This window comes from Aliidiomarina halalkaliphila (assembly GCF_007096385.1).
Classification (GTDB): Bacteria; Pseudomonadota; Gammaproteobacteria; order Enterobacterales; family Alteromonadaceae; genus Aliidiomarina; species Aliidiomarina halalkaliphila.
This window is the reverse complement of record NZ_VJWL01000001.1, coordinates 1,259,324-1,275,007: the sequence shown is the minus strand read 5'-3', so window position 1 is coordinate 1,275,007 and position 15,684 is coordinate 1,259,324. Positions and strand designations below refer to the sequence as shown.

Genomic DNA, 15,684 nt, shown 5'->3' with positions numbered 1-15,684 from the left:
TGAGTTTTGGCTTGCGTTGTGGATAATTTTTCCGTAAAATCCGCGGCCTGAATTAAGTTTGTTGCGCCCTGTTGGGCATGTGGAGAAGAATATGTACGCGGTTTTTCAAAGTGGCGGAAAACAACACCGTGTCACCGAGGGCCAGACCGTTCGCCTGGAAAAGCTCGAAGCAGCTACCGGTGATACCGTAGAATTTGAGCAAGTGCTCATGCTCTCTGATGGTGAAAATGTAACGATTGGCGCGCCTTTCGTGGCAGGTGGAAAAATTAAGGCTGAGGTTGTGAACCATGGCCGTGCTGATAAAGTGACGATTATTAAGTTCCGTCGTCGTAAGCACAGCATGAAGCAGGCGGGTCACCGTCAGTGGTTCACTGAAGTGAAAATCACTGGCATCAGCGCGTAAGAGGAGTAGAGACACATGGCACATAAAAAAGCAGGTGGTTCAACCCGTAACGGTCGTGACTCAGAAAGCAAACGCCTTGGTGTAAAGCGCTACGGCGGCGAGTCTGTACTGGCAGGTAACATCCTGGTGCGTCAGCGGGGCACTAAGTTCCACGCAGGCGACAATGTAGGTGTTGGTCGTGACCACACCTTGTTTGCGAAAGTCGACGGTAAAGTAACCTTCGAACAGCGTGGACGCCAGAACCGGAAGTTCATCAGCATCGTTGCTGAGTAATCGAACACCCCATTCCGGAAAACCCCGCCGTTGTGCGGGGTTTTTTGTATCTTCAATAGAGTCAGCAGTTTGGTTAAAATTTGCGAAGCAACGTTGAAGCGAGTAGTTTTATCAGGCACGCATTAGTTAGACAGGCAATCCCATGAAATTCGTAGATGAAGTAGAAGTACGCGTAGAAGCAGGCGACGGTGGTAACGGTTGCGTGAGCTTTCGGCGTGAAAAATTTATCCCTAAAGGTGGCCCCGATGGCGGCGACGGTGGGGATGGTGGGGATGTCTGGCTAGTCGCCGATGAAAACGTCAACACCCTAATTGACTTCCACTTTGAGCGGATGCATCGCGCGGCGCGTGGCCAAAATGGCATGAGCCGGAACTGTACTGGTAAGCGGGGCGACGACAAGGAACTGCAAGTTCCTGTGGGTACCCGCGTTAAAGATATCGATACGGGCGAAGTACTTGGTGATTTAACCCGTCATGGTCAGCGCTTGATGGTGGCAAAAGGCGGATTCCACGGATTGGGCAACACGCGCTTTAAAAGCAGTACCAACCGTGCGCCGCGTCAGCGTACCGACGGCACCAAAGGTGAACACCGTAATCTATTACTCGAGCTTTTATTGCTTGCGGATGTGGGTTTGTTGGGTATGCCGAATGCCGGCAAATCAACCTTGATTCGTTCGGTATCTGCAGCGAAACCAAAAGTGGCGGATTATCCGTTTACAACGCTCGTACCAAACTTAGGCGTGGTGCGTTTATCGGGCTCGCAAAGCTTTGTGATTGCCGATATCCCCGGTCTCATTGAAGGTGCCGCCGAAGGTGCTGGTTTGGGGATTCAGTTCCTCAAGCACTTAGAGCGCTGTGGCCTCTTATTGCATCTTGTGGATGTGGCGCCATACGATAATTCCGATCCAGCCCAAGTGGCGGTGACTATTATCGATGAATTGGCCCAGTATAGCCCGGAGCTTGCTGAAAAACCGCGTTGGCTAGTGCTCAACAAAACCGATCTGTTGTTGCCAGAGGAGTTGGCCGAAGTGCGTGCCCGTGTGGTTGAAGCATTGGATTGGGAAGGCCCCGTATTTGAATTGTCGGCGCTCACAGGGGATGCCTGTAAAGAGCTAATGCACGAAATTATGAAGTACCTTGAGGCCTTGCCGAAGGAAGTGGTTAATCCGGAAGCAGAGCCTGAAGAAGTCGAGTTTAAGTGGAGCAATTACCATTCTGAAGCCCTGCGCGACGACCGTGAAATGGATAATTTTGAAGCGGGCGTGGATGGCGATGACGATTGGGATGAAGACGACGATGATTGGGATGACGATGAGCCAGATGATGGCCACGTGATCTACAAGCCATAGGGATAGACATCAATGCACGTGTCGTTAATCGCGGCCATGGCGAACAATCGAGTGATTGGATACCAGGGTGATATGCCCTGGCATTTGCCGGCCGAATTACGCTATTTCAAAGAGCTTACCTTAGGCAAGCCCATTGTGATGGGGCGAAAAACATTCGCCTCCATTGGTCGTGCCTTGCCAGGGCGCACCAATATTGTGCTAACACGGCAAGCTGCTGATTTACCCGAAGGGGTGATTGCGGTGAGCTCGGTCGACGATGCGTTAGCCCAAGCGAAGGCGGTTGCCGGTGATGACGGCGAAGTGATGATTATCGGTGGCGGTGAAATTTATAACGCGTTTTTGCCCCAGGCCACGCGTCTGTATCTAACGCATATTGATCTAGAGACGAAAGGGGATACGTGGTTTCCTGAGTGGCGCGATGAGCAATGGCAAAAAACGTTATTACGGGAAAGTGCCGCCACGGCGGATAACCCTTTAGCTTTCAAAGGCTACCTCTACGAACGCCTCTGATAGAATATAGCCCTGCCATGCAGGGCTTTTTTGTAAGGGAGTGTTTCACCCACCGAATTTCGGTTGAGGTCACTGAGATAAATCGGTACAACTAAGCGACATTATAATAAAAGCGAGTGTATCCATGACTGTTCGATCCTTGTTGCATGCCTCGATAACCGGATGGTTACTGGCCAGTGCCTGTGTTGTTGCTAGCTTTGGGACAAAGGCTGAGGAAGCGGAAAGCGCCGATCGCAACGCGTCTCTCACCATGAAATCCTGCCATATTCGCGGGTTTGCGGAACAAGTTGAATGCGGTTATTTAACGGTTCCCGAAGATCATCTGGCGCCCTCAGACACCACCCTCGATATTCATGTGGTACGGCTTCCTGCGGTAAGCTCAGGTAAAGCATCAGACCCGCTCTTCTTTCTGGCAGGAGGCCCGGGCCAAGCGGCCACGGAACTGACACCTTTTATTGCCTCGATATTCTCGCAAGTAAGGCAGACACGCGACATTATTCTGGTAGACCAACGCGGTACGGGGAAATCCAATCCATTGCAATGTGATGTGATGGATTTAGATGCCTTGTTGGTCACTGAAGATGACGTTGATCTTAGTGCCATGATGGCGGAGTGTGCCGCGACCCATGCAGTGAACTTTCAGCACTATCACTCGGTAAATGCCGTCCATGATTTTGACGCAGTTCGCGTGGCTCTCGGTTATGACCAAGTAAACCTGTATGGAGGTTCCTACGGAACGCGTGCAGCGCTGGTGTGGCTGCGTGAAAAACCTGAAGGGATACGTAGTGCCATCCTCGATGGCGTTGCCCCCACACAGGTCGTTGTAGGGCCATTTGGCACTTTTAGTCAACAAGCCTACGAACGGCTGCTCGCCGATTGCGCGGAAGAAGCCGCTTGCGCTGAGTTGTTTGGGGATTTAGATGCCACCTATCAGAACTTGCGTGCACGTTTGCGAGACGAGCCCGAACTGTTGCATTATCGGGATCCACGTAGTGATGAGCCCATCGATTTGTTGCTCACGGAATATCGTCTCGCAGGCAATTTGCGCAATGCGTTATATAGCCCACGCACCCGCCAGCTAATTCCATTAGCCATTACCGCGGCGAGCGCAGGGGACTATCGCCCTATTCTCGGCCTGATGAATAGCATTGATGCGGATCAGCCTTTGTATATCGGCTTGTTATTGTCGGTGCTGTGCCAAGAGGATATCCCCCGCGTCGACGAGGAACTACTTGCCCGCGACCGCGCCAATACCTTTATGGGGGGTCAATTAACCGCCGACTTTATGAGTATGTGCCGCGGTTGGCCAGTGGCCCCTGGCAACCCAGCATGGGCAGAGCCGGTATCCTCAGATGTGCCTGTGCTGTTATTGTCAGGCGCTCAAGATCCGGTCACGCCACCACAATGGGCGGAAGTCGCCGCAGAAACATTGCCCAATAGTACCCATCTGGTGGCTGAACATGGGGGCCATACCATTATCTCCCATACCTGTGCCAACCGCATTGCAGCAGATTTTCTGAATAATCCTGAGAGCGAACTGGACGGTAGCTGCTTAGAGCGCACCCGCCGCTTACCCTTTGTTCGCAACATCAACGCCGCAGGCATGTAAGGAGAACGCCATGATTAAAACTGACGGCTTGATGAAAGCATATAAAGATGTGCAGGCGTTAAACGGCTTGTCGTTTCATGCGGAAGACGGAAAAATCACCGGTTTGCTTGGCCCCAATGGCGCAGGTAAAACCACTTGTTTGCGTAGTATTTACGGTTTGATCAAAGCTGATGCTGGGTTTGCTACTGTGGATGATATCAACGCGGCAGATCAACCGCTGGAAGTGCGTCGCCGCATCGGTATTTTTCCGGATAAATTTGGCTTGCAAGAACGCCTTACCGCCCGCGAGCATATTGCTTATTTCGCAGCCTTACATGGACTACATAACGACACTTTGAAAGCAGCGGTAGAGCGGGTGATTCAAGAGCTGGATATGGCGGATATCGCGGACCGGCGAACCGCGGGATTCTCTCAGGGGCAACGGATGAAAGTCGCGCTTGCCCAAGCCATCGTGCATCAACCGCAAAATCTGATTTTGGATGAGCCGAGTCGAGGCTTGGATGTGATGAGCACGCGTATTCTACGGCAATTGATGTATCGGTTACGGGAGCAGGGGCGTTGTATTCTCTTCTCGAGTCACGTGATGCAAGAAGTAGCTGCACTCTGTGATCATGTCGTGATCATGGTGAAGGGCCAAGTGAAAGCCGAAGGCACGCCACAGGAACTCTGTGACCGTACCGGCAAAGCGAGCTTTGAGGATGCCTTTGTGGAGCTGATCGGGACCGAAGAAGGAATTATGCTATGAAGCGCGTATTTTTTACCATTTGGCGCAAGGAAATGCTCGATGCAGTGCGCGACCGCCGCAGTTTAATGGCCGCGATGTCTTACGCACTGTTTGGCCCGATGCTCATGGCCGTTGCCTTTATGGTGCTGATCAAAGATGTGGTGTCGGAACGGGATGTGCGGGTCCATATCGACGGGGCCGAGTATGCGCCGGCCTTGGTGAATTTCTTGGAGTCACGTCGCATTCTTCCGGGGAGCGACGAGCACCCAGCACAGGATATCTGGTTAGAAATTCCTGAGACCTACGCAGAGGATTTAGCGCGAGCAAAGCCTATCCCAATTGTCGTGCGCGCGGATTACAGCGAGCGCAGTGCCCAAAGCCAGCGCAATCGCGTGGAGTCTGCATTACGCGAATATGGGCAAAGTATTGCGATTCATCGTTTAACCTTGCGCGGGATCAGCTCGGAGGTGATTCAACCGCTCCAGGTTGATCGGCAAGATACCGCCACTAAAGGCTCCCGTGCAGCTTTGGTGCTCGGTATGGTGATGGTCTTTGTACTGATGTCGGTGTTTTTCTCGGGCATGAACGTGGCCATTGATAGCAGTGCCGGAGAGCGTGAGCGCAATTCCTTAGAATTTCTGTTGGCGCAACCGGTGGCAACCCATTGGCTTGTTGCCGCCAAAGCCACCGCAGCCGCAAGCTTTGCTGCCTTTGGTGGAATTCTAGCACTGCTATTAATTCCCGTAGTGTTTCTGTTTGTGCCTTTGGAGAAGCTGGGTATCGATTTTGCGATGTCGTGGAGCCAGCAATTCGTGATTGCCCTGGTGCTGATCCCTTTGGCATTGTTCGCCAGTATCTTGCAACTCTTTGTGAGTTTCCGAGCAAAATCGTTTAAAGAAGCGCAAACCTATATTTCACTGGTGATGTTCATTCCCGTCGCAGCAATTTTCGCATTAGAATTTACCCGCTTTGAGCACCCGATCCTAAAAATGCTTCCGGTGACATCGCAACACAATGTGTTGTTCTCATCCATCGCCGGCCAGCCACTGGACGTAATGGCGGTAATAGCAGGAAGTGCCATTACTCTGGCGCTCACTCTTGTGCTCGTGGGCGTGGTGACGCGCATGTTGCGCAGCGAAAAGGTGGTGTTTGGGCTGTAAGCAATTCTGGGAACGCGCTGTCTCGAGGGAGATGATGTTTGTATGTATGATCCACTAACGCATAACCAGATCCCACGAGACCACGAGCGTGGTGTGCAGTCTTATTGGGCGAGCAATACGGAATTGCCCGCATTTGATGCGAGCCCACTTCCGGGCAGCGCTGATGTGGTCGTGATTGGTGCGGGTTATACCGGCCTCAATGCAGCAATTGAATTAGCGCAGCGAGGTCGAGAGGTGGTGCTGATCGATGCCGGCGGTATCGGAGCAGGCTGCAGTTCCCGTAATGCCGGTTTTCTCTTGCCAGGAACTGGGCGTTTAAGTTTTAGCGATTATCAGAAATCCTTCGGTTTTGACACCGCGTGCGCGGTGCAACAGGAATTCGCCACCAGTATTACCCATGTGGAAGCCATGGTGGATGCATCGGATGTGTCCTGTGATTTATTGCATACCCGTTACCTTCGCCTAGCCCATAGCGCTAAAATGGCTGCTCAGTTGCAGCGCCAACAAAGCCTTTATGCACATACGGCCCTCACTGCACATTGGTTAAGCCCCGATGATATTGCCCAGCAAGTTCCTGGCCTTTCATGGAACCACGGTGGCTTAGAGGTGACCCCCGCGCGGGCGGTAAATCCCCGCGCCCTTGTGGGTGTCTATTTACAACATGCCCTGAACGCTGGCGTACGCTGTGTACCTCATCATCCAGTGGTGGCGTGGCAAAAGCAGGGTAGTGGGCATCAACTTACCACCCCTTCCGGCACGATTCGGGCGAATCACGTGCTGCTGTGTAGCAACGGTTATTTGGCGAAATCGCCGTTTCCACAGCTGAGCGCGCGGCAAATGCCGGTGTTGTCGAGTATCTTGGTCACCCGTCCGTTAACCCAGCATGAACAGAATGCCCAGGGATTGCGGATTAACGATATGATGATGGATACCCGAACGCTCAAATACTATTACCGACTGCTTCCCGATGGTCGTTTATTGTTTGGTGGGCGCGGTGCGGTCACCGGAGCGTCTGAATCCCACCCCCGCCATCGGGCGCGATTAGAAGCGGCAGTGCAGGCAACTTTCCCAAGCTTGCAGGGGCTCACGAGCGATTTCTATTGGTCCGGTTGGATTAGCGTGGCGCTCGATTCCATGCCCCGCGTGTATTCGCCGGAAGCTGGTGTTTATACAAGTATGGGCTACTGCGGCGCAGGGGTGGCTTTTGCGAGCTTGGCAGGAAAACGTTTGGCACAGCTTGTGGCGGGCGATAGCTTACCTGAGTTGCCGTTTTATCAAAGCGCTTTACCGCGCTTTCCTTTGCCGCAATTGCGCCGTTTGGCGTTACGAACCTTCTATGCGTTGCAACGGGGTTAACGGGCGCTGTTAAAAGCGCAGTAACATCTCTGCCGCGGTGCAATGACACACGCCATCACACACGGGACAATAATAGCCGTCGTCGAGCGATGCACGCAGCCAGCGCTCCGGGTGATCTTTAATCAATTCTCCACCACAGCGGGTAAAGTATTCAAGGGCGCTATTGTTGGGTGATTGACGCCAAATATGGGCAAGACCGCCTTTACAGCCTGAACCTTGGGCCTCAATAATGGAGTGGTAGAGTAGTGATTTACCCACGCCTCCCCCTTGAAAGTCTGGGTCTACCGCTGAGCATTTAAAGTAACACAGCTGCTCTGGCGCAAAAGGCCATTCCTGTGGCGTACACCACTGATCCACATCCCAGCGATGTGGTGCAAAAGTTAAGCGAATGCCGACTAATTGCTCATCCGCGAAGGCCAACCAGTGCAGATTGCGGCCATTCTCAGACATTCCTCGCGCAAAATAATCCGGAAGATTTTGTTCGGTGAGATAGTTCTCGCCATGAACTTTATTACCCAACGCCATGACCATATCCAGATCCGCGTGGGTCATTTGTCGAAAGGTTAATTGGGGGTGTTTTGCCGTCATGCAGGTATTCCTTATTCTTTGGGCTAGTATACCTGAAACCGCATAAAAAAAAGCGCCTCGAAAGGCGCTTTCTTGTAGAGGATATAACGCAGCAGCTATCGTGCAGGTGCAGCATGCTTCGGGCGTTCGAACCCTAGTAATTAATAACGATAGCTATCTGGCTTAAACGGGCCATCGACGGTCACGCCAATATACTCCGCTTGGGCTTCGGTCATCTTGGTAATCACACCACCAAAACCTTGTACCATGTAGCGTGCTACTTCTTCGTCGAGGGCTTTTGGCAACACTTGCACAGTGAGGTGGGTCTTCTTGTCCGCTGCGCTCATGTCTGCATACTTTTGTTCAAACAAGTGAATTTGCGCGAGCACCTGGTTCGCGAACGAGCCATCCATAATACGGCTTGGATGACCGGTGGCGTTGCCTAGGTTGACCAAGCGACCTTCCGACAACAGAATCAAGTAGTCGTCGCTGTTGTCTGAACGGAACACCGTGTGAACCTGTGGTTTCACTTGCTCCCAGCGCCAGTTTTTGCGCATATACGCGGTGTCGATCTCATTGTCGAAGTGGCCGATATTACACACCACGGCGCCTTTTTTCAGGGCAGCAAGCATGTAGCGGTCACACACGTTTACGTTACCTGTGGTGGTCACGATTAAATCGGTGTTACCCAAAAGGTCATGGTTGATGGTCGAGCCATCGCCTTTGTTAATGCCGTCAATGTACGGCGATACCACTTCGTAGCCATCCATGCAGGCTTGCATGGCACAGATGGGGTCTACTTCAGTAACTTTCACGATCATGCCTTCTTGGCGCAACGAAGCTGCCGATCCCTTACCCACGTCGCCGTAGCCAACAACCAAGGCTTTCTTGCCCGAGAGCAAGTGGTCGGTTGCGCGTTTAATGGCGTCGTTCAGTGAATGACGACAACCATATTTGTTGTCGTTTTTCGATTTGGTTACTGAGTCGTTGACGTTGATTGCAGGCACTTTCAAGGTGCCTTTTTTCAGCATTTCCAACAAACGATGTACGCCAGTGGTGGTTTCTTCGGTAATACCGTGTACTTTTTCAAGCATTTCTGGATATTTGTCGTGAATCAACAAAGTCACGTCGCCACCGTCGTCCAAAATCATATTGGCGTCCCATGGCTTGCCGTCTTTTAAGCACGTTTGCTCAAGGCACCACTCGTACTCTTCTTCAGTTTCACCTTTCCAAGCGAATACTGGAATACCGGCAGCGGCAATAGCTGCCGCAGCGTGGTCTTGGGTGGAGAAAATATTGCACGACGACCAACGTACTTCAGCACCTAGATCGATTAAGGTTTCGATCAACACGGCAGTTTGAATGGTCATGTGAATGCAGCCAATGATGCGCGCGCCTTTCAGCGGCTGGCTAGCTTTGTACTTCTCGCGAATAGCCATCAGTGCCGGCATTTCTGATTCGGCAATATTGATTTCTTTGCGGCCGTAATCGGCCAAGCTAATATCCGCTACTTTGTAATCTTGACTTACTTCGGTCGCAACCGCTGGATTTGCAGACATGGTGTTCTCTCTATGTAAATTAGTTCGCTTGGGCTTGCGCGACGTCAACGTCCTGAGTCAGGTTTAACTCTGCAAGCAGTTCTTGTTGGCGCTCTGTGGTCAGGCGCGGGCCATAATGACTTACCACTTCAGCCGCGGCGCGGCTAGCAAGGGTGCCGGCCTGAGCGGGCGTTAATCCTTGCGTGATGCCGTATAAATAGGCGCCAGCGAACATATCGCCAGCCCCGTTGGTATCGATGGCTTCCACTTTAAAGCCCGGTACTTGAATGCGACGTTCCCGAGTGCCAATCAGTGCCCCGTGCTTACCGCGCGTGATCACCACTTGCTTGGCATAGTCGAGTAGCTTATCCATAGCCGGCTCCAAGCCTTCAATACCGGTATATAGTTCGGCTTCTTCCTGATTGCAAAAGAGTACTTCAACACCGGCCTGCAAGAATTCATCAAGGCCTTCTTTGTAATACTTCACCATGGATGAATCAGAGAAGGTGAGGGCAATCTTAGTGTTGTTTTCTTCTGCGATGGTGCGTGCTTTTTGCACCGCATTGCGGGCGATCTCAGAGGTGGCCAAATAGCCCTCTACATACAAATAATGAGAATCCGCGACCACCGCATCTTCGAGCTCGTCGGTAGAAAAATCGATGGTGATGCCAAGGAAGGTACACATGGTACGCTCTGCATCAGGTGTCACCATCACCACGCATTTACCGGTGTGACCGTCATTGTCTTGTTTCACCAGATGGGTTTTTACCCCAGCGCGCTCAAGATCCTCTTGATAGAAATTTCCATCGTCGTCGTTGGCGACCTTACAGCAATAAAATGCTTTACCGCCAAACTGACTAAAGGCCACCAAACTGTTTGCCGCGGAGCCACCGCCAGCGCGTTTTTCCAGTTTGAATTGCTTATGCAGTTCTTTGAGCAATAGTTGCTGTTGCGCTTCGTCCAACAGAGTCATGATGCTTTTTTCAATGCGGTGGGCTGCGAGGAATTCATCGGTTACTTTAAATTCCTGATCCACCAAGGCGTTACCCACGCCAACGACGTCGTAAGATTTCATTACGTTGCTTCACGTTGCTTTCGGTTGAATTTCGAGCCCGATAGTATACAGCAAATTACGGACGATAACCGCCCGAAATTCCTTTTGTTGTCACACTCACAGCGTCGTGGGCATGCAAGGACTCGTAATGATTCACACGCACTCGGAAATCGAGTACTGTCGGCAACTTGTTCAACTCGTGCTGCAAACGGCGTGCGGCGTCTTCACAGAACATTAAGTTTTGCCCGTTTAAGCGCGCAAACTCTTGCTCATCTTCCCGTTTTACCGCAGCTTGCACTGGGGTTTTCAGGGTGCCTTCAATGCGGTCGATCAACGCAACGATAGGCAAAATATCGACGTCGTTACTGAGTTTTACTTTTACTTCCGCCACCGAGCGTTGGCTGTGTGGCGTGGCCACAATACCTTCGGTCGTGCCTAACCAAGCAGCAACTTCTTCAGCACTCACTTCTTGTTCTTGAAAGCGTTTCTTGAACGCTTCTTGAATCAATTGGCGCGCCAACGCTGCGGAGCATGGGCAGGTCGAGGAGTAGGTGGCATTCACGCTCAGCTCTACATCGTAGCCGCTACCATTAAAGGTCGCTGCAACGGTCACTGGATAGCCTTTCCACCCCTGTTTGCCGCTCACTAAAGATTTGCGACGCAATAGGTATTCGAAACTAAACATGACCCGAGCTTTTGAGCTTAAGTCGTCATGGGTTTCGATAAAGCGATCTAATAAACGACGGATGCTACTCGCGCTCAACACGTCGTCGTTAGCGAGCTCATCGACGGCAAGATACAACCGCGACATGTGAATGCCCTTGGCTTTCGGATCGTCTAAGCTCACGAACGCTTCAATACGTGCGCCTACTTGCTGTGGTAACCCAGCTTCGCTGGCAATCATCACAGGCATTTCAATGTTACTCATCCCTACCCAATCGAGACTTCCCTCGGTTTGAGCTTGGGCTTGGTTTGCGATATCCGGCATAGAAGTCGGCATGCAATACTTCTCCGTCCACGTTGGCGCAAGTGACCGCGCATTTGTCGAAAATATGACCGCTAATTATACCTCAAAATTGGGGTATGCTTCACCCTCTTCAGTAAAGCTATTGCACATAGGCAGAAAATTAGGTCAAGTCGGCGTATAGTACAGTCATCTATACGCAGGTGAAGAGGCATTTGGATTTATGCAAGGTAAAGACGCCCAACTCGATACAGAGTTACTTCAACAATACGTGGAAATCCTTGGAAAAGAAGGGATTGCTGCAAGTTTCATAACCTTTGAGAGTATGTGTCCCCAGTATTTACAGGAGTTACATGGCTTGATGGGCCTTGAAAATGAGACGGCAATTCGCCAATGCGCTCATAAAATGAAAGGAAGTTGCCGTTCGTTGGGGTTTATTCGATTGGGGCAATCGATGGAAGTTATAGAGAAAGAACAATGGACTATGGCGCAACTGGAAGCGCGCGTTTCAGCTTGGGGGCCGATGATGCATGAAGATATTGCCGCCGCTAAGGCCTGGTTAGCCAACCAAACCTAGCGGACAAGCATGATTCATTATTCGTCGGCTATCTTGGTGGACACGTCACCCACAAAACGATAGCCTTCACCATGAATCGTGGTGATTAAATTGGGCGTATCCGGATGCGCTTCAAAGTGACGGCGAATACGGCGGATAGCAACGTCTACCGTACGGTCATTCGGACGCAATTCGCGGTCCAACATTTTTCGCACTAAGGTGTCGCGATCATGGATTTTTCCGGGTTGGGTCAGGAAAAGTTCCAAGGCACGATATTCACTTTTCGGTAAGCGGAATACTTTTTTATCGGGTGAATACAAGCAACGACTGTCGCAGTCGAGTACCCAACCATTAAAGTGAAACTGACGGCTACCTTCCACATGTGAATCACTGGGTTGGCGAATCTGCTCAATGCGGCGCGCTAAATTGCGCACACGCACGGTAAGTTCCCGAGGGTTGTACGGCTTAATCAGATAGTCATCGGCACCCAATTCAAGGGCCAATAAACGATCTTCATCACTGTCTCGACCAGTCAGGAAAACTAAGCCAATATTGTCTTGTTCACGCAATGATTCGGCGAGCTCTAGACCACTTTGCCCAGGCAGGTTCACATCCATAATAATGATATCGATGGGTTGTTGCGCCATGATGTGTTCCATCTGACGACCATCTGCGGCATCAAAGACCTCGTAACCCTCTTGTTGAAACAATCGCGTTAGAGTTTGGCGCGTCACCACTTCGTCTTCGACGATTAAAAGTCTGACGTTATTTTTTGGTTCCATGCTGATATATGTTCTCCGCGTGGCGCTAGCATCGTATTGATTATATAAGAATATGATTTTATGCGCGAATAAAGCAAGTCAAGCGCCTGTTTATTTTACCATCACTCTGTCTACAGACCCTAATCTAAGGTGTAGGTTCCACTGGAATAAAGAGAGTGATTGATGTGCCGTGTTCATCATCGGATCCATCGAACCAAAGCTCGGTATCGCACTGTACCTCGCCGTGTAGCAGGTGAGTCACCCAGTTATATACTTGGAATAACCCGAGACCTTTATCCCCTTTTGAGCGAGATGAGGTTACAAAAGGATCAAAAATACGGGCAGATAATTCAGGATCAATGCCACGTCCGTCATCCGCAACCCGAACCGTTAAATAATTGGGATCACAGGTTATATGAATTCCAATATGTAATGGCAGCGGCTGATCGTCTTTGTCCCGTATGGAGGCATGGCGAATACAGTTTTCGATTAGCTCTAGCAAAATTTGTTCGAGAACCAAAGGACGCACAACTGCGCGTTGATTGGCGGCACATTCAAGTTGAATCGAAACATGCTCGGGAATGCTTAGCGCATCCTGAACACGCTCAATAGTTCGCTGCGCACACACCGCCAAATCCACTTCCCGTGGTGTGTCATTGCGATTAAACATCGCCAATTGTTGGAAATGCTGAATCAGATCGGCACAGCGCATAAGGTTGCGGTCCGCTACTTGAATACTGTCGTCGGTGCGCTGCAAATACCCTTGCATCTGTTCGGTAGTCAGGCTCTGTTCTTGCACCCGTTCAGCAAGTATTTCCCGTTGTTCGCGCAGCAAGCTCGTGGCGGTAATGGCAGTACCTAGTGGTGTATTCATTTCATGAGCAATGCCGGCAACGAGCTCGCCCAAGGAGGCCAGTTTATCTTCTGTTAATCGTTTACGTTGATACTGATGCAGCTCTTCGAGTGCTTTGGTGAGCTTCCGATTCACATCAAGCAACGCCTCGGTGCGTTCCCCAATTTCCTGTTCCATACGCTCGCGCATGGTGCGGGCTTGGTTACTAGCATGCTCGGAGTAGCGCTGCTCGTGGCGGTATTTTTCCAACAAACGGCGGATTTGATAGCGTAACTCGGAAAACTCACTTGGTAGATAGTGCACATGTTGCAATGACTCGTCGTTATTTTGACTCGCGCTCGCCACAGCCCGCGTAAATTTATGGATATTTGACTCCATTCCGCGAATAAAAAAACGAAGGCCAAGGGACACGCTAATCATCACCACCAAAAATACCCCCAAAGACAACCATAAGTGACGTTGAAATTGGAATTGGACATGGGATAAGGATGAACGCACCAGCACTGCACCGAGTAAATCACGGTTTCCGACCACCGGCATGGCCACTTCAAAGTAATCACGTCCAAAAGTACGCACCGGTTCATCAACTAAATAGTCTTCTTGGGAAGGTAACGGGCTGGCGCTGGAATGGTGATAGCTCGCACGGTAGCTAAAACGGTTGTCGTTCGGAATATACACATAGATATGCGCATGCTGAACAAACTCGTGGGTAGCAAGGTCGTTTAAGATACGTTGTAATTGCTCTGACGATAGATCCGATTCGGCGACTTGTTGTGCCAAACGCATCGCAGCCGCGTTGGTATTTTCCGCCAATTGGGTTCGTTCGGAATCGGATAACCACAAGGTGGTCATGCCGATGAATATCAGTAGTGCAAGGGCAACAATTCCCGTGACGATCACATTCAAACGTTGGGCCAAAGACCAACGGTATCGTGCGTTATGTGTGCCTATCGGGGATGGTTGCTGCACGGCCACGTTAGCAAGCTCTCCATACAATAAACCGAGAGTTTTCAGCAATGGTATCCACCTTTTTAAAGGTGTCTGCTAAAACATCACGATACGGTAAGAAGCGATTGGCTACCAGCAGGAGGGTTCCATTTTTACGTAAACATTGGCGACTTTTCTGAATAAATTCTCGCGTAATGTGATAATCGATTTGTTTGCCCGTATGAAACGGAGGATTAGTGATAATCCAATCCAAACGTCGTGGGCTTTGCGCTAGTCCGTCGGAACCAATACATTCATGGGGAACCTCAAACGAGGCTAAGGTGCGGGCCGTTGCGGCAAGGGCCAAGGGACTTGCATCAATGGCAAAGAGTTCTTTAACACCGGTATTCTTTGCCAGCCAAGCACTGATCACTCCAGCACCGCACCCGAAATCCAGAACGCGGCCCCCAACATATGAGGGCATGTTAGCCAGCAAGAGTTCGGTGCCGGCATCTAAATGGTCGGCACTAAATACCCCTGGCATGGTAGTGACGTTGAGAGCACCACCGGGTGTGGGCACTGAATACACCTGATACCAGGCTTCAGGATCGAAATCATGGGATTGATTCAACTGGGTTTGTACTAATTGGCAATGGTTGCCGCTCGCTAACTTGGTAAATGGTGACCAGCCCGGATGGGTAATTTTAAGTTGCGACTTAATGCCAGTATCTTTATGACCCGATAACCAAAGTGGTGTGCCTGCTGGCACAACGGCTGCAAGATTGGCCATCAACATCGCGACTAGTTTTTTTTCCTTAGGCAAAAATACAATTACACCATCGACATCCAGTGGTTCTGTTAAATGCGCCGTAAAGAAGTCTGTTACGTCATTTGCGTTGTGGCTGCGTGCGTGCAAACTCCAACTGAGCAAGCTGCGCTCAGGCCATGCATCGCGCAATCCATCCATAGTGTCGGCTGCGGGATTAACCAGCAAAAGCTTGTTGCCATGAATAGATTCGGATTGCCGCAGGATTAACTGGGCAGCAGCATCGATCATGTTGGCATAATCACTTCGTTTCAT

Annotated in this window: 16 protein-coding genes; 9 read left to right on the top strand and 7 right to left on the bottom strand. The window is 50.8% G+C overall.

From position 1 onward, the window contains the following. The first annotated feature begins 91 nt into the window (after positions 1-91). The 8 genes from rplU (at position 92) to FM042_RS05860 (ending at position 7,383) form a co-directional block, all read left to right on the top strand. Complete coding sequence (gene rplU / locus FM042_RS05895; RefSeq protein ID WP_143235274.1) at positions 92-403, top strand: 50S ribosomal protein L21; 312 nt, start codon at positions 92-94, stop codon at positions 401-403. 15 nt (positions 404-418) lie between these two features. Further along, positions 419-676 (top strand): 50S ribosomal protein L27, encoded by a 258-nt coding sequence (rpmA, locus tag FM042_RS05890; protein WP_143235272.1) that lies wholly within the window; start codon positions 419-421, stop codon positions 674-676. A 142-nt stretch (positions 677-818) separates the two neighbouring features. Next, the gene (gene cgtA, locus FM042_RS05885; RefSeq protein ID WP_143235270.1) at positions 819-2,024 is read left to right on the top strand and encodes an Obg family GTPase CgtA; all 1,206 of its coding nucleotides are present in this window, start codon (positions 819-821) and stop codon (positions 2,022-2,024) included. A gap of 12 nt (positions 2,025-2,036) precedes the next feature. Continuing rightward, the gene (gene folA, locus FM042_RS05880; protein ID WP_143235268.1) at positions 2,037-2,534 is read left to right on the top strand and encodes a type 3 dihydrofolate reductase; all 498 of its coding nucleotides are present in this window, start codon (positions 2,037-2,039) and stop codon (positions 2,532-2,534) included. 124 nt (positions 2,535-2,658) lie between these two features. Continuing rightward, positions 2,659-4,143, top strand: a complete 1,485-nt coding sequence (locus FM042_RS05875; protein WP_143235266.1) for an alpha/beta hydrolase — start codon at positions 2,659-2,661, stop codon at positions 4,141-4,143. Between the two features lie 10 nt (positions 4,144-4,153). Beyond that, on the top strand, positions 4,154-4,888 hold the full coding sequence (locus FM042_RS05870) for an ABC transporter ATP-binding protein (protein ID WP_143235264.1): 735 nt from the start codon (positions 4,154-4,156) through the stop codon (positions 4,886-4,888). Beyond that, positions 4,885-6,027 (top strand): ABC transporter permease, encoded by a 1,143-nt coding sequence (locus FM042_RS05865; RefSeq protein ID WP_143235262.1) that lies wholly within the window; start codon positions 4,885-4,887, stop codon positions 6,025-6,027. Before FM042_RS05870 ends, FM042_RS05865 begins: the two co-directional genes overlap by 4 nt. 42 nt (positions 6,028-6,069) lie before the next feature. Then, positions 6,070-7,383: an NAD(P)/FAD-dependent oxidoreductase gene (locus FM042_RS05860; RefSeq protein ID WP_143235259.1), complete on the top strand. Its 1,314-nt coding sequence runs from the start codon at positions 6,070-6,072 to the stop codon at positions 7,381-7,383. A gap of 9 nt (positions 7,384-7,392) precedes the next feature. On the opposite strand, the gene FM042_RS05855 is transcribed toward FM042_RS05860, so the two are convergent. The 4 genes from FM042_RS05855 to folE2 form a co-directional block, all read right to left on the bottom strand. Then, the gene (locus FM042_RS05855) at positions 7,393-7,971 is read right to left on the bottom strand and encodes a GNAT family N-acetyltransferase (protein ID WP_143235257.1); all 579 of its coding nucleotides are present in this window, start codon (positions 7,969-7,971) and stop codon (positions 7,393-7,395) included. A gap of 140 nt (positions 7,972-8,111) precedes the next feature. Beyond that, positions 8,112-9,509, bottom strand: a complete 1,398-nt coding sequence (gene ahcY / locus FM042_RS05850) for an adenosylhomocysteinase (RefSeq protein ID WP_143235255.1) — start codon at positions 9,507-9,509, stop codon at positions 8,112-8,114. Positions 9,510-9,528: 19 nt separating this feature from the next. Beyond that, positions 9,529-10,563, bottom strand: a complete 1,035-nt coding sequence (locus FM042_RS05845; protein WP_143235252.1) for an adenosine kinase — start codon at positions 10,561-10,563, stop codon at positions 9,529-9,531. Positions 10,564-10,618: 55 nt separating this feature from the next. Beyond that, positions 10,619-11,542 carry a GTP cyclohydrolase FolE2 gene (gene folE2, locus FM042_RS05840; RefSeq protein ID WP_143235250.1) on the bottom strand — a complete coding sequence of 308 codons (924 nt, stop codon included), beginning with the start codon at positions 11,540-11,542 and terminating at the stop codon, positions 10,619-10,621. Between the two features lie 187 nt (positions 11,543-11,729). Here folE2 and FM042_RS05835 point away from each other — a divergent pair, with 187 nt between their 5' ends. Continuing rightward, positions 11,730-12,083, top strand: a complete 354-nt coding sequence (locus tag FM042_RS05835; RefSeq protein WP_143235246.1) for an Hpt domain-containing protein — start codon at positions 11,730-11,732, stop codon at positions 12,081-12,083. Between the two features lie 17 nt (positions 12,084-12,100). On the opposite strand, the gene arcA is transcribed toward FM042_RS05835, so the two are convergent. The 3 genes from arcA to FM042_RS05820 form a co-directional block, all read right to left on the bottom strand. After that, positions 12,101-12,844: a two-component system response regulator ArcA gene (gene arcA / locus FM042_RS05830; RefSeq protein ID WP_143235244.1), complete on the bottom strand. Its 744-nt coding sequence runs from the start codon at positions 12,842-12,844 to the stop codon at positions 12,101-12,103. Between the two features lie 124 nt (positions 12,845-12,968). Continuing rightward, positions 12,969-14,693, bottom strand: a complete 1,725-nt coding sequence (locus FM042_RS05825; protein ID WP_143235241.1) for a sensor histidine kinase — start codon at positions 14,691-14,693, stop codon at positions 12,969-12,971. Next, complete coding sequence (locus FM042_RS05820; protein WP_143235238.1) at positions 14,653-15,684, bottom strand: class I SAM-dependent methyltransferase; 1,032 nt, start codon at positions 15,682-15,684, stop codon at positions 14,653-14,655. The genes FM042_RS05825 and FM042_RS05820 overlap by 41 nt, the downstream gene beginning before the upstream one ends.

Coding starts and splice junctions, on each gene's coding strand:
- rplU (WP_143235274.1), top strand. CDS start 92: ATGTACGCGGTTTTTCAAAGTGGCGGAAAACAACACCGTGTCACCGAG.
- rpmA (WP_143235272.1), top strand. CDS start 419: ATGGCACATAAAAAAGCAGGTGGTTCAACCCGTAACGGTCGTGACTCA.
- cgtA (WP_143235270.1), top strand. CDS start 819: ATGAAATTCGTAGATGAAGTAGAAGTACGCGTAGAAGCAGGCGACGGT.
- folA (WP_143235268.1), top strand. CDS start 2,037: ATGCACGTGTCGTTAATCGCGGCCATGGCGAACAATCGAGTGATTGGA.
- FM042_RS05875 (WP_143235266.1), top strand. CDS start 2,659: ATGACTGTTCGATCCTTGTTGCATGCCTCGATAACCGGATGGTTACTG.
- FM042_RS05870 (WP_143235264.1), top strand. CDS start 4,154: ATGATTAAAACTGACGGCTTGATGAAAGCATATAAAGATGTGCAGGCG.
- FM042_RS05865 (WP_143235262.1), top strand. CDS start 4,885: ATGAAGCGCGTATTTTTTACCATTTGGCGCAAGGAAATGCTCGATGCA.
- FM042_RS05860 (WP_143235259.1), top strand. CDS start 6,070: ATGTATGATCCACTAACGCATAACCAGATCCCACGAGACCACGAGCGT.
- FM042_RS05855 (WP_143235257.1), bottom strand. CDS start 7,971: ATGACGGCAAAACACCCCCAATTAACCTTTCGACAAATGACCCACGCG.
- ahcY (WP_143235255.1), bottom strand. CDS start 9,509: ATGTCTGCAAATCCAGCGGTTGCGACCGAAGTAAGTCAAGATTACAAA.
- FM042_RS05845 (WP_143235252.1), bottom strand. CDS start 10,563: ATGAAATCTTACGACGTCGTTGGCGTGGGTAACGCCTTGGTGGATCAG.
- folE2 (WP_143235250.1), bottom strand. CDS start 11,542: ATGCCGACTTCTATGCCGGATATCGCAAACCAAGCCCAAGCTCAAACC.
- FM042_RS05835 (WP_143235246.1), top strand. CDS start 11,730: ATGCAAGGTAAAGACGCCCAACTCGATACAGAGTTACTTCAACAATAC.
- arcA (WP_143235244.1), bottom strand. CDS start 12,844: ATGGAACCAAAAAATAACGTCAGACTTTTAATCGTCGAAGACGAAGTG.
- FM042_RS05820 (WP_143235238.1), bottom strand. CDS start 15,684: ATGAAACGAAGTGATTATGCCAACATGATCGATGCTGCTGCCCAGTTA.